At 64.1% G+C, this 12,732-nt stretch carries 12 protein-coding genes; 11 read left to right on the forward strand and 1 reads right to left on the reverse strand.

Annotation, left to right across the window (positions count from 1 at the left end):
• Positions 1 to 93: 93 nt before the first annotated feature.
• The 11 genes from pocA to H0I86_RS08815 all read left to right on the forward strand — a co-directional run bounded on the left by pocA (position 94) and on the right by H0I86_RS08815 (position 9,227).
• Positions 94 to 729, forward strand: a complete 636-nt coding sequence (pocA, locus tag H0I86_RS08765) for a flagellar polar localization protein PocA (protein WP_180924716.1) — start codon at positions 94 to 96, stop codon at positions 727 to 729.
• Positions 726 to 1,154: a flagellar polar localization protein PocB gene (gene pocB / locus H0I86_RS08770; RefSeq protein ID WP_180924717.1), complete on the forward strand. Its 429-nt coding sequence runs from the start codon at positions 726 to 728 to the stop codon at positions 1,152 to 1,154. Before pocA ends, pocB begins: the two co-directional genes overlap by 4 nt.
• A complete protein-coding gene (gene lpxK / locus H0I86_RS08775; RefSeq protein WP_180924718.1) occupies positions 1,154 to 2,164 on the forward strand; it encodes a tetraacyldisaccharide 4'-kinase in 1,011 nt (336 codons plus the stop codon). The genes pocB and lpxK overlap by 1 nt, the downstream gene beginning before the upstream one ends.
• A 23-nt stretch (positions 2,165 to 2,187) precedes the next feature.
• Positions 2,188 to 2,373, forward strand: a complete 186-nt coding sequence (locus H0I86_RS08780) for a Trm112 family protein (RefSeq protein WP_007931663.1) — start codon at positions 2,188 to 2,190, stop codon at positions 2,371 to 2,373.
• Complete coding sequence (kdsB, locus tag H0I86_RS08785; RefSeq protein WP_180924719.1) at positions 2,370 to 3,134, forward strand: 3-deoxy-manno-octulosonate cytidylyltransferase; 765 nt, start codon at positions 2,370 to 2,372, stop codon at positions 3,132 to 3,134. The genes H0I86_RS08780 and kdsB overlap by 4 nt, the downstream gene beginning before the upstream one ends.
• Positions 3,134 to 3,598: a low molecular weight protein-tyrosine-phosphatase gene (locus H0I86_RS08790; RefSeq protein WP_007931667.1), complete on the forward strand. Its 465-nt coding sequence runs from the start codon at positions 3,134 to 3,136 to the stop codon at positions 3,596 to 3,598. Before kdsB ends, H0I86_RS08790 begins: the two co-directional genes overlap by 1 nt.
• Positions 3,595 to 4,614 (forward strand): UDP-N-acetylmuramate dehydrogenase, encoded by a 1,020-nt coding sequence (gene murB, locus H0I86_RS08795; RefSeq protein ID WP_180924720.1) that lies wholly within the window; start codon positions 3,595 to 3,597, stop codon positions 4,612 to 4,614. The genes H0I86_RS08790 and murB overlap by 4 nt, the downstream gene beginning before the upstream one ends.
• 248 nt (positions 4,615 to 4,862) lie before the next feature.
• Entirely contained in the window at positions 4,863 to 5,333 is a 471-nt protein-coding gene (locus tag H0I86_RS08800) for a (2Fe-2S)-binding protein (RefSeq protein ID WP_180924721.1), read from the forward strand.
• Positions 5,330 to 7,642: a xanthine dehydrogenase family protein molybdopterin-binding subunit gene (locus H0I86_RS08805; RefSeq protein WP_180924722.1), complete on the forward strand. Its 2,313-nt coding sequence runs from the start codon at positions 5,330 to 5,332 to the stop codon at positions 7,640 to 7,642. Before H0I86_RS08800 ends, H0I86_RS08805 begins: the two co-directional genes overlap by 4 nt.
• On the forward strand, positions 7,642 to 8,637 hold the full coding sequence (locus H0I86_RS08810; protein WP_180924723.1) for an XdhC family protein: 996 nt from the start codon (positions 7,642 to 7,644) through the stop codon (positions 8,635 to 8,637). Before H0I86_RS08805 ends, H0I86_RS08810 begins: the two co-directional genes overlap by 1 nt.
• On the forward strand, positions 8,634 to 9,227 hold the full coding sequence (locus H0I86_RS08815) for a nucleotidyltransferase family protein (protein WP_180924724.1): 594 nt from the start codon (positions 8,634 to 8,636) through the stop codon (positions 9,225 to 9,227). Before H0I86_RS08810 ends, H0I86_RS08815 begins: the two co-directional genes overlap by 4 nt.
• A gap of 102 nt (positions 9,228 to 9,329) precedes the next feature.
• Here the strand turns inward: H0I86_RS08815 and rne are convergent, their stop codons facing one another.
• Complete coding sequence (rne, locus tag H0I86_RS08820) at positions 9,330 to 12,521, reverse strand: ribonuclease E (protein ID WP_180924725.1); 3,192 nt, start codon at positions 12,519 to 12,521, stop codon at positions 9,330 to 9,332.
• Between the last annotated feature and the right edge of the window lie 211 nt (positions 12,522 to 12,732).

Genomic DNA, 12,732 nt, shown 5'->3' on the forward strand with positions numbered 1-12,732 from the left:
AGATATTAAAGCCTGAAGGCATGCGACATCAGGTTCTTCGGTGCATTCGGCCCCTATGTTAGAGTGGCGCACTTTTTCGAGGGGACTGTCACTGTGTGGGAATTGGTCAAATCCGGCGGCTGGATGATGTTGCCGATCATTCTGAGTTCCATTGTCGCGGTCGGCATCATTGCCGAGCGTCTGTGGACCCTGCGGGCCAGCCGCGTTACCCCGCCACATCTGCTGGGCCAGGTGTGGCGCTGGATCAAGGACAAACAGCTGAACAAGGACAAGCTCAAGGAGCTGCGTGCCCATTCGCCCCTGGGCGAGATCCTGGCCGCCGGCCTGGCCAACTCCAAGCATGGCCGCGAGGTCATGAAGGAGTGCATCGAGGAAGCCGCTGCCCGGGTCATCCATGAACTGGAGCGCTACCTCAATGCCCTCGGCACCATCGCCGCCATGGCGCCGCTGCTGGGCTTGCTGGGCACGGTGCTGGGCATGATCGATATTTTCAGCTCGTTCATGGGCTCGGGCATGACCGGCAACGCCGCGGTGCTGGCCGGTGGTATCTCCAAGGCGCTGATTACCACCGCGTCCGGCCTGATGGTCGGTATCCCGGCGGTGTTCTTCCACCGTTTCCTGCAACGCCGGGTCGATGAACTGGTCGTTGGCATGGAGCAGGAAGCCATCAAGCTGGTCGAAGTGGTGCAGGGCGACCGCGACGTCGATCTGGCCGAGGGCAAAGCGTGAAATTCCGCCGCAAGCCACGGGAAACCATCGATATCAACCTCGCGTCGTTGATCGACGTGGTGTTTATCCTGCTGCTGTTTTTCGTCGTGACCACCACCTTTACCCGGGAAACCCAGTTGCGCGTCGAGTTGCCGGAGGCCGTCAGCGGCTCGCCGGCCGAAGACCAGCAGACCAAACAGCTGGATATCGCCATCAGCGCCGACGGGGTGTTTTCGGTGAACAACCAGGTGCTGCCCAAGAGCGACCTGGCCAGCCTGATCGACGCCTTGCAGAAGGAGTCGGCGGGTGACACCAACCTGCCGCTGTCCATCAGCGCCGACGGCAAGACCCAGCACCAGGCCGTCATTACCGCGATGGACGCCGCCGGCAAGCTCGGTTTCAGCCATCTGCGCATGACCACCGTCGAGGCGGCGCCAGCACCCTGATGGCCATGTCCGATCGTTTGCTCGCTGCCTGGTACAACGGCCACCCCGCGCTGAAACTGCTGCAGCCCCTGGAGTGGCTCTATCGCCGGGTGGTGGTGCGCAAGCGCGAACGCTTCCTGGCCGGCGAGGGCAATGTTTATCAGCCGCCGGTGCCGCTGGTGGTGGTGGGCAACATCACCGTGGGCGGTACCGGCAAGACACCGCTGATCCTGTGGCTGATCGAGCATTGTCAGCGCAGCGGGCTGCGGGTCGGCGTGGTCAGCCGTGGTTATGGCGCCAAGCCACCGCAGTTGCCATGGCGGGTCGCCGCCGAGCAGAGCGCCGATGTCGCCGGCGACGAACCCTTGCTGATCGTCCAGCGCACCGGCGTGCCGCTGATGATCGACCCGGACCGCAGCCGCGCCGTGCGGGCCTTGCTGGCCGCCGAGCCGCTGGACCTGATTCTCTCCGACGACGGCATGCAGCATTACCGCATGGCCCGCGACCTCGAACTGGTGTTGATCGATGCCGCGCGCGGCCTGGGCAACCGGCGCTGCCTGCCGGCCGGGCCGCTGCGCGAGCCGGTCGAGCGCCTGCAAAGCGTCGACGCGGTGCTCTACAACGGCGCCAGCGACGATCGCGAGGATGGGTTTGCCTTTCGCCTGGCGCCCACCGCCCTGGTCAATCTGCAAAGCGGCGAACGCCGCGGGCTTGAGCACTTCGCGCCAGGGCAGGCGGTACATGCGGTGGCCGGTATCGGCAATCCGCAACGTTTCTTCACTACCCTTGAAACGCTACACTGGCAGCCTGTCCCGCATGCTTTTGCCGACCACGCCGAATACAGCGCGCAGGCGCTGAGTTTCACCCCGTCGCTGCCGCTGGTCATGACCGAAAAGGATGCGGTGAAGTGCCGCGCCTTCGCGGCTTCCGACTGGTGGTACCTGGCGGTGGATGCTGTGCCATCCCCGGCCTTCGTGGCCTGGTTCGATACACAGCTGATGCGCCTGTTGCCCGCTCGTCTTTTGCCTTAAACGCTTCTATCCAGGGAATTCTCATGGACACCAAATTGCTCGATATCCTCGCTTGCCCGATCTGCAAGGGACCGCTGAAGCTCAGTGCTGACAAGACCGAGCTGATCAGCAAGGGCGCCGGCCTGGCCTATCCGATTCGCGATGGCATCCCGGTCATGCTGGAAAGCGAAGCCCGCACCCTCAGCACCGACGAGCGCCTGGATAAATGACCACAGCCTTTACCGTTGTCATTCCAGCCCGATTCGCCTCCACCCGCCTGCCGGGTAAACCGCTGCAGTTGATCGCCGGCAAGCCGATGATCCAGCACGTCTGGGAACAGGCCTGCAAGAGCGCCGCCCAGCGCGTGGTGGTGGCGACCGACGATGTGCGTATCGTCGAGGCCTGCCAGGGTTTCGGTGCCGAAGCGCTGCTGACCCGCGAAGACCACAATTCCGGGACCGATCGCCTGGCGGAAGTCGCCAGCCAGCTGGGCCTGGCGGCAGACGCCATCGTGGTCAATGTCCAGGGCGACGAGCCGTTGATCCCGCCGGCAGTGATCGATCAGGTGGCCGCCAACCTGGCCGCCCACACCGAAGCAAGCATGGCCACCCTGGCCGAGCCGATCGAAGACGTCGAGACCCTGTTCAACCCGAACGTGGTCAAGGTGGTCAGTGACATCAACGGCCTGGCCCTGACCTTCAGCCGCGCCACGTTGCCCTGGGCGCGCGACGCCTTTGCGAAAAACCGCGACCTGCTGCCGGAAGGCGTGCCTTATCGCCGCCATATCGGCATCTATGCCTACCGCGCCGGCTTCCTGCATGACTTCGTCAGCTGGGGCCCGTGCTGGCTGGAAAACACCGAGTCGCTGGAGCAGTTGCGGGCCTTGTGGCACGGCGTGCGCATCCATGTCGCCGATGCCCTGCAAGCACCGCCCGGTGGCGTCGATACCGCCGAAGACCTTGAGCGCGTTCGTCGCCTGCTGGAGGCCTGATGCGGGTTCTGTTTGTCTGCCTGGGCAATATCTGCCGTTCGCCGACGGCGGAAGGCGTATTGCGCCACAAGTTGCGCGAAGCGGGGCTGGCCGATCGGGTCGAAGTCGCGTCCGCCGGGACCGGCGAATGGCACATCGGCAAGGCGCCGGACAAGCGCAGCCAGCGCGCAGCGCTGTTGCGCGGTTACGATCTGTCGGCCCAGCGCGCCCAGCAGGTCAGCAGTGCGGACTTTGCCCGCTACGACCTGATCCTGGCCATGGACGAGAGCAACCTGCGCAATCTCAAGGCGCTGCAGCCGGCCCAGGGCAAGGCCGAGCTGGACCTGTTCCTGCGCCGCTACGAAGCGGCGGTGGACGAGGTGCCGGATCCTTACTACGACGGTGAGCAAGGTTTCGAGCAGGTGCTGGACTTGATCGAGTACGCCAGCGACAGGCTGGTCATCGAGCTGAAGGGGCGCCTATGAGCTTGCATCTGCAGTCCCAGGTTTCCCTCAAGCCCTTCAATACTTTCGGTGTCGATGTGCGCGCGCAGCTGTTCGCCGAGGCCCACAGCGATGCCGACGTGCGTGAGGCGCTGGCCTATTCGGCGCAGCACCGACTGCCGCTCCTGGTGATTGGCGGCGGCAGCAATCTGCTGTTGACCGCTGATATTCCGGCGCTGGTCTTGCGCATGAGTACCCGGGGCATTCGCCTGCTGAGCGACGATGGCCAGCAAGTGGTGGTCGAGGCCGAGGCCGGCGAGACCTGGCATCCGTTCGTGCAATGGACCCTTGAGCAGGGCTTGTCCGGCCTGGAAAACCTCAGCCTGATTCCGGGGACCGTGGGCGCCGCACCGATGCAGAACATCGGCGCCTACGGGGTCGAGATCAAGGATGTGTTCGCTGGCCTGACCGCGCTGGATCGGCAGAGCGGCGAGCTGCGTGATTTCAGCCTGGAAGAATGCCAGTTCGCCTACCGCGACAGCCTGTTCAAGCAGCAGGCCGGCCGCTGGCTGATTCTGCGGGTGCGGTTTGCCCTGGCCCGCAGCGAGCATTTGCACCTGGAGTACGGCCCGGTGCGCCAGCGTTTGAGCGAGCAGGGCATCGAGCAGCCGACGGCCAGCGATGTCAGTCGCGCCATTTGCAGCATCCGCAGCGAAAAACTGCCAGACCCGGCCGTGCTGGGCAATGCCGGCAGTTTCTTCAAGAACCCGGTGGTGTCCGCGGCGCAGGCGGCCGAGATCAGGCAGCGGCATGCAGGGTTGGTGGGTTATCCACAGGTGGACGGGCAGGTGAAACTGGCGGCTGGCTGGTTGATCGAACAGGCGGGCTGGAAGGGTTTTCGCGATGGCGATGCCGGGGTGCATCGCTTGCAGTCGCTGGTGCTGGTCAACTACGGCAGTGCCACGGGCTTGCAGCTGTTGAGCCTGGCGCGAAGGATCCAGCAGGATATCGCCGAGCGCTTCCATGTTCAGCTGGAGATGGAGCCCAATCTCTATTGAGCCCGTTGAGCTAAGCTCAGAACGCACCAGCAAAGCCTTGCACGGGTTCATACCCTGCAAGGCTTTTTTGTTAATTGCGGCTTAACTTAGCCTGCTAACAATGCAACTATTTGTACCTCCAAAGGCCCGGTGAAGACGTTCCGTCTTCATAAGAGAGCCTATTAGCCTGAGTCGATCTGCTCCTGCAAGTCGTTGTACTCAACGGCAGATTGCTCGACCCCATAAACGGAAAATATGCGGGCGTGCCCATGATTACTCTGAAACTCAACGGTCAAGATCACCAACTGGATGTCACCGAGGACATGCCGCTGCTCTGGGCTATCCGCGACGTGGCGGGCTACAACGGCACCAAGTTCGGTTGCGGCATGGGCCTGTGCGGCGCGTGCACCATCCATATCGACGGCTCCCCGGCGCGCAGTTGCATCACGCCGATCGGCTCGGTGGTCGGGCAGAACGTCAGCACCATCGATAACCTACACAGCGACCCGGTCGGTAAAGTCGTGCAGCAGGCCTGGCTGGACAGCGCAGTGGCCCAGTGTGGCTACTGCCAGGGCGGGCAGATCATGTCGGCCACCGCCTTGCTCAAGGTCAACCCCAACCCCAGCGACGAACAGATCGAAGCCGCCATGGTCGGCAACATCTGCCGTTGCGGCACTTACAACCGGATCAAGACCGCCATCCGCCAGGCGTCCACCCACCTGAAGGAGGCCCAGGCATGAGCCAGCTGCCGAATGCCTTGAGCAACCTCAGCCGCCGCGGTTTTCTCAAGGGCGTCGGCGCCACCGGTGCGCTGGTGCTGGCGGCCAGCTGGGGTTGGCAGGATGCCTTTGCCGAAGAGAAGAAATTCGGTGCCGACGGCATGCCCCATGGCTGGGTCGATGACCCCAAGGTGTACGTGAGCATCGCCGCCGATGGCAGCGTGACCGTGCTCTGTAACCGTTCGGAAATGGGCCAGGGTGTGCGTACCAGCCTGAGTATGGTAGTCGCCGACGAACTGGAGGCCGACTGGGCGCTGGTGAAGGTCAAGCAGGCGCCGGGCGACGAGGCGCTGTTCGGTAACCAGGACACTGACGGTTCGCGCAGCATGCGCCATTGGTACGAGCCGATGCGGCGCTGCGGCGCGGCGGCCCGGACCATGCTCGAGCAGGCGGCGGCAGAGCAGTGGAAAGTCCCGCTGGCCGAGTGCCGGGCGCAGTTGCATAAAGTGATCCACCAACCGAGCGGCCGCGAACTGGGCTACGGCGCCCTGGCCGCCGCGGCGAGCGCCCTGGCCGTGCCGGCCCGCGACAGCCTGCGCCTGAAGCAACCAAGCGAATTCCGTTACATCGGCAAGGAGGGCACCCGCGCCATCGACGGTGCAGACATCGTCAACGGCCAGGCGGTCTACGGTGCCGATGTGCATTTCGACGGCATGCTCTTCGCGACGGTTGCGCGTCCACGGGTCTATGGCGGCAAGGTCAAATCCTTTGATGGCAGTGCGGCGCTGAAGGTCCCGGGGGTGATCAAGGTGCTGCAGATCGAGAGTCGCCCGCTGCCTTCCGAGTTCCAGCCGCTGGGTGGCGTGGCGGTGATCGCCAGCAACACTTGGGCGGCGATCAAGGGCCGCGAGGCGCTGAAGATCGAATGGGACGATGGCGTCAACGCCGGCTACGACTCGATTGTCTACCGCAAGGAGCTGGAAGCCGCGGCGCTCAAGCCAGGCAAGGTAGTACGCAGCACCGGCAATATCGACGAAGCCATGAGCAGCGCCGACAGCAGCCTGGAGGCCTCCTACTACCTGCCGCATCTGGCACAGGCGCCGATGGAGCCGATGGTCGCCGTAGCGCGGTTTCAGGACGGCCAGTGCGAAGCCTGGGCCCCGAGCCAGGCGCCACAGGTGACCCGAGAACGTATCGCCGAGCGCCTGGGCATTCCCTTCGAGAAGGTGACGGTCAATATCACCCTGCTCGGCGGGGGCTTTGGCCGTAAATCCAAGCCCGACTTCATCATTGAAGCGGCAATCCTCGCCAAGGAAGTGCCGGGCAAGGCGGTGCGGGTGCAATGGACCCGCGAAGACGACATTCACAACTCCTACTTCCACACCGTGTCGGCGGAATACCTCAAGGCCAGCCTGAACAAGGACGGCATGCCGTCCGGCTGGCTGCACCGCACCGTGGCGCCGAGCATCACCGCGCTGTTCGCCCCGGGCATGAACCATGAGGCCGCCTTCGAGCTGGGCATGGGCTTTACCAACCTGGCCTATGCGATTCCCAACGTACGCCTGGAAAACCCCGAGGCCGCCGCGCATACCCGGGTTGGCTGGTATCGCTCGGTGTCGAACATCCCCCACGGTTTCGCCATCCAGAGCTTTATCGACGAACTGGCCCATAAGGCGGGCCAGGACCCGTTGAAGTACCAGCTCAAGCTGCTGGGGCCGGATCGCCGGATCGATCCACGGACCTTGAGCGAGGAGTGGAACTACGGCGAGTCCCCAGAGCGTTACCCGATCGACACCGCCCGCATGCGTGGTGTGCTGGAGACGGCCGCCAAGGCGGCGGGCTGGGGACGCAGCCTGCCCAAGGGCCGTGGCCTGGGGCTGGCGGTGCACTACAGCTTCGTCACCTATGTGGCGGCGGTGATCGAGGTCGAGGTCAAGGATGATGGCACCTTGATTGTGCATAAGGCCGATATCGCCGTGGACTGCGGTCCGCAGATCAACCCCGAGCGTATCCGCTCGCAATTCGAGGGTGCCTGTGTGATGGGCCTGGGCAATGCGGTGGTGGGCGAGATCAGCTTCAAGGACGGCAAGGTCCAGCAGGACAACTTCCATATGTATGAAGTGGCGCGCATGTCCCTGGCGCCGAAGGAGGTTGCCGTGCATCTGGTGACGCCGCCGGGCGATGTGCCGTTGGGCGGTGTCGGTGAGCCGGGTGTGCCGCCGATCGCGCCGGCCCTGTGCAATGCGATCTTTGCCGCCACCGGCAAACGCATCCGCAACCTGCCAGTGCGTTATCAACTGCAAGGCTGGCAACAAGCGAGCAAGGCCTGATGGACAGCGTTGATCTGAATGTCCTGCGCAGCGTGCTGGAATGGCGCCGCGCGGGGCAGCGCGTGACCTTGTACAGCGTGGTCCAGACCTGGGGCAGCGCGCCGCGGCCACCGGGCGCCATGCTGGCCTTGCGCGAAGACGGCATGGTGATCGGCTCGGTCTCGGGCGGTTGTATCGAGGACGACCTGATCGCCCGTCTGCACGATGGTCGCCTGCCTCAGGACGGGCCGCCGGTACAGCTGGTGACCTATGGCGTGACCCGCGAGGAGGCCGCGCGTTTTGGCCTGCCTTGCGGCGGCACCTTGCGCCTGACCGAGGAACGGGTTGGCGATCCGGCCTGGGTCGCCGAACTGCTGGCGCGTTGCGAGGCGCATGAGATCGTCGCCCGGGAGTTGAGCCTGAGCAGCGGTGAAGTGCTGTTGAAACCGGCCAGCAAGACCGACGTGCTGAGCTTCGATGACACGACCCTGCGGGCAATCTATGGCCCGCGCTGGCGGCTGTTGCTGATCGGCGCCGGGCAGTTGTCGAGGTATGTGGCGGAAATGGCGCGGCTGCTGGATTTCGAAGTGCTGATCTGCGATCCGCGCAAGGAGTTCGTCTACGGCTGGGAAGAGCAGCACGGGCGTTTTGTGCCGGGGATGCCGGACGATGCGGTGCTGAGCATCGAGACCGACGAGCGTACCGCCATTGTCGCGCTGACCCATGACCCGAGGCTGGATGACATGGCGCTGCTGACCGCGCTCAATTCCCGGGCGTTTTACGTCGGGGCGCTGGGCTCTCGGGTCAACAGTCAGAAGCGTCGGGAGAATCTGGCCCAGCTGGGGCTGGAGCCGCAGGCCATCGAACGCTTGCACGGGCCTATCGGCCTGCATATCGGCAGCCATACGCCGGCGGAGATTGCCCTGTCGGTGATGTCGGAGATCGTCGCCATCAAGAACGGCATCGACCTGTTGCAGAAAAAGCCGTCTCAAGTCACTGCGCAGGTGAGCGCTTGAGTCAGTCGCTGTGCGCGGTGGTCCTGGCCGCAGGGCAGGGCAGCCGTTATCGGCAGGCGGCAGGGGCCGAGCAGGACAAGTTGCTGGCTCCATGCCAGGGGCGGGACAGGGTGGTCAGGCCGGTAATCGAACAGGTCTTGAGGAGCTTGCCCGCACTGTTGGCCCGAAGAGTCCTGGTGACAACGCCGAATCGTCCCGAAGTGATTGCGTTGGCTGAAGCCTATGGCTGCCAGGTGGTACTGCTGGATTCGCCGGGCATGGGTGACAGCCTCGCGGCGGCCGTTGGGGCCTGCGCCGATGCCAGTGGCTGGCTGGTGGTGCTGGGGGACATGCCCTTTATCCTGCCGTCGAGTATCGAGAGCGTGGCGCGGGGGCTGGGCGAGCGGATGATCAGGGTCCCGGTCTTCGAAGAGGACTATGGTCACCCGGTGGCTTTTGGCGCGGCTTTTGGGCAGGCGTTGCAGGGCCTGTCCGGGGATCGGGGAGCCAGGCCATTGTTTGCCACGGGGCAGGTTGTCGAGGTGGAACTGGCGGATGCCGGTGTGTTGTGGGATGTGGATGTGCCGCAGGCGTTGGTTTTTATCGGTTGAGATCGCTGTGCTCGCTTTCGCAGTAGACATGCGGACGAAGAATGGCAGGCATAAAAAAGCCCCGCCTGGGTGACCGGGCGGGGCTTTTTATCGGGCTAGGAATCAGACGAGGGGTTTAGGCTCGTGCTCTTCTTCCAGGGCCTTGGGCTTGTGCTCTACCACTTCTTCGACGGAACGCGGGGCTTCGTCGGCGGCAGGGGCAGGTTGCTCGATGACCGGTTCGGCAGCAGGAGCAGCCTCGACCACCTCGGCAACCACCGGCGCAGGCTCGGCAGCCACTACGGCTTCTACCGGAGCTTCAGCGGCGGCAGCGGCAGCCAGTTCGGCTTCCTTCTGCAGACGCTCGGCTTCGCGCTTGCGACGACGCACTTCACGTGGGTCGTTTGGTGCGCGACCGGTGCTGGTCAGGGCGCTGACCGGAGCGGCCTCGACAACCGGTGCAGCCACTTCGGCGGCAGGTGCTTCAACTGGTGCTGCCGGTGCGGCAACCACAGGCTCGGCAACTACAGGCTCAGCAGCCACGACTTCTGCGACTGGCGCAGGCGCTTCGGCAGCGAACGCCTCGGCAGCACGCTCGAAGGCACGAGGCGCTTCCAGGGCTGGCTCTGCCAATGGTGCTTCTGCGACTGGCGTTTCGATCACAGGCTCGGCAACCACTGCGGGTTGTTCTGCAACAACGGCAGGTTGCGCGGCCTGTTCTTCGCGCTGTTCTTCACGAACCTGGGCGACTTCAACAGCAGGTGCTGCTGGAATCTCTACCGCAGTGGTGGCCTCGACGACCGGTGCTTCGACGGTCGGTGCGGCTTCCCGGACGGCAGCGGTCGCACGTTCGGCCTGCTCGTGAGCCTGGGCTTCGGCAGGGGCGCTGATCACGGTGCTGGCAACAGCGGCGGTTACCGCCAGGCCTGCGGCCAGATCGGCGCTGCTTGGCTCTTCGCTGTTTTCTTCCGAACCTTCGATCACATTGCCGTTGGCATCACGCTGGCGCTCACGACGGTTGCTGCGACGACGCTGGCCACGGGAGCGGCGGCGTGGACGATCGCCTTCGACGTTCTCCTGGCCGTCTTCCTGCAGTTGCTCTTCGTTCGGCAGCAGCTCTTCTTCAGCCACGGCAGCAGCCTGTTCGGCACGCGGTTGACGCTCTTCACGCGGTGGGCGCGGTTGACGCTCTTCGCGTGGCTGGCGAGCCGGACGCTCTTCAGCGGTAGCGGCAGGAGCGGCATCCAGCGGTTCGCGCAGTTCACGCACACGCTCTTCACGCTCACCACGTGGCTTGCGGTCTTCGCGCGGTGGGCGTGGTTGACGCTCTTCCCGTGGCGGACGTGGCGCGCGCTCTTCGCGAGCGGTGGCCTGGACTTCCTCGCGAGCCTCGCGGACTTCACGTGGCTGACGCTCTTCGCGGGCTTCGCGCGGTGCGCGTTCTTCACGAGGGGCACGTTCTTCGCGCGGCTTGCGTTCTTCGTCGCGACGACCGTTACGGTTGCGGCTCTGCTGGCGACCGTTGCGGCGTTCTTCGTTGCGCGCAGGGCGCTCGGTGGCCGGTTTTTCAACCACGACCGGAGCGGCTGGTTCTTCCTTGGTGGCGAACAGGCTGACCAGGGACTTCACCAGGCCCTTGAACAGGCTTGGCTCGGCAACGGTGGCCGGAGCGGCAACAGGAGCGGCGGCAACTTCGGTTGGGACCGGTGCGTTGGCGCGGGCTGGAGCGGTCTTGACGGCCGCTTCCTGGCGAACCAGGGTGCGGGTCGCGGCGGCTGGCTGGACTTCTTCGGCTTCGGCAGCGGCAGCGGCGATTTCGTAGCTGGACTGGTTGATGCTGGCTTCCGGGCTGTCATCGCGCAGACGCTGGACTTCGAAGTGCGGCGTTTCGAGATGGTCGTTCGGCAGAATGACGATACGAGCGCGGGTGCGCAGTTCGATCTTGGTGATCGAATTGCGTTTTTCGTTGAGCAGGAAGGCCGCGACTGGAATCGGCACTTGGGCGCGAACTTCGGCGGTGCGGTCTTTCAGGGCTTCTTCTTCGATCAGGCGCAGGATCGCCAGCGACAGCGATTCGACGTCGCGGATGATGCCGGTGCCGTTGCAGCGTGGGCAGACGATGCCGCTGCTTTCGCCGAGGGATGGGCGCAGGCGCTGACGGGACATTTCCAGCAGGCCGAAGCGCGAGATGCGACCGACCTGGACGCGAGCGCGGTCGGCTTCCAGGCATTCGCGGACTTTCTCTTCCACGGCGCGCTGGTTCTTGGCCGGGGTCATGTCGATGAAGTCGATGACGATCAGGCCGCCGATATCACGCAGGCGCAACTGGCGAGCGATTTCTTCCGCTGCTTCCAGGTTGGTCTGCAGGGCGGTTTCCTCGATGTCGCTGCCTTTGGTGGCGCGAGCCGAGTTGATGTCGATGGACACCAGGGCTTCGGTCGGATCGATGACGATGGAGCCACCGGAAGGCAGTTCGACGACGCGCTGGAAGGCGGTTTCGATCTGGCTTTCGATCTGGAAACGGTTGAACAGCGGAACGCTGTCTTCGTACAGCTTGATCTTGCTGGCGTACTGCGGCATCACCTGGCGGATGAAGGTCAGGGCTTCGTCCTGGGCTTCAACGCTGTCGATCAGCACTTCGCCGATGTCCTGGCGCAGGTAGTCGCGGATGGCGCGGATGATCACGTTGCTTTCCTGGTAGATCAGGAAAGGCGCTGCGCGGTCCAGCGAGGCTTCTTTGATGGCGGTCCAGAGTTGCAGCAGGTAGTCGAGGTCCCACTGCATTTCTTCGCTGCTGCGGCCCAGGCCGGCAGTGCGCACGATCAGGCCCATGTCGGCAGGGGCTACCAGGCCGTTCAGGGCTTCGCGCAGTTCGTTGCGCTCTTCGCCTTCGATGCGGCGGGAGATGCCGCCGGCACGCGGGTTGTTCGGCATCAGCACCAGGTAACGACCGGCCAGGCTGATGAAGGTGGTCAGGGCTGCGCCCTTGTTGCCACGTTCTTCTTTTTCGACCTGAACGATGACTTCCTGGCCTTCGCTCAGGACGTCCTTGATATTGACGCGGCCTTCGGGGGCTTTCTTGAAGTATTCGCGGGAAATTTCTTTGAGGGGCAGGAAGCCGTGGCGCTCAGAGCCGAAATCGACAAAGGCAGCCTCGAGGCTTGGTTCGATGCGAGTGATACGGCCTTTATAGATGTTGGCCTTCTTCTGCTCGCGTGCACCGGATTCGATGTCCAGGTCGTAGAGGCGTTGGCCATCTACCAGTGCAACACGCAACTCTTCGGGTTGGGTTGCGTTAATCAGCATTCTTTTCATGTAGTACCGTCGGTTTCCGGGCTGCCGGAAACGGCGTTCGGCACACACGACTTCTCACGGTCGGTGTCAGGTGCGTCAGGAGCGGTTGGCCGCTCCAGTGTCTAGCGAAATCCGGCCAGTTGGGGCGAACTCGCGACTCACGCGTCCTGCTTGCTGGGGTGACAAAAGGCACCTCTTAAGCAAAAGCTCAATCAGGAGGAGGAATCAACCG

Origin of the sequence: Pseudomonas chlororaphis subsp. aurantiaca (assembly GCF_013466605.1) — a bacterium.
Classification (GTDB): Bacteria; Pseudomonadota; Gammaproteobacteria; order Pseudomonadales; family Pseudomonadaceae; genus Aquipseudomonas; species Aquipseudomonas chlororaphis_I.

Bases quoted from the DNA above. Each gene is read 5' to 3' on its own strand.
- lpxK (WP_180924718.1), top strand. From the start codon at position 1,154: ATGGCCATGTCCGATCGTTTGCTCGCTGCCTGGTACAACGGCCACCCC.
- H0I86_RS08780 (WP_007931663.1), top strand. From the start codon at position 2,188: ATGGACACCAAATTGCTCGATATCCTCGCTTGCCCGATCTGCAAGGGA.
- kdsB (WP_180924719.1), top strand. From the start codon at position 2,370: ATGACCACAGCCTTTACCGTTGTCATTCCAGCCCGATTCGCCTCCACC.
- H0I86_RS08790 (WP_007931667.1), top strand. From the start codon at position 3,134: ATGCGGGTTCTGTTTGTCTGCCTGGGCAATATCTGCCGTTCGCCGACG.
- murB (WP_180924720.1), top strand. From the start codon at position 3,595: ATGAGCTTGCATCTGCAGTCCCAGGTTTCCCTCAAGCCCTTCAATACT.
- H0I86_RS08800 (WP_180924721.1), top strand. From the start codon at position 4,863: ATGATTACTCTGAAACTCAACGGTCAAGATCACCAACTGGATGTCACC.
- H0I86_RS08805 (WP_180924722.1), top strand. From the start codon at position 5,330: ATGAGCCAGCTGCCGAATGCCTTGAGCAACCTCAGCCGCCGCGGTTTT.
- H0I86_RS08810 (WP_180924723.1), top strand. From the start codon at position 7,642: ATGGACAGCGTTGATCTGAATGTCCTGCGCAGCGTGCTGGAATGGCGC.
- rne (WP_180924725.1), bottom strand. From the start codon at position 12,521: ATGAAAAGAATGCTGATTAACGCAACCCAACCCGAAGAGTTGCGTGTT.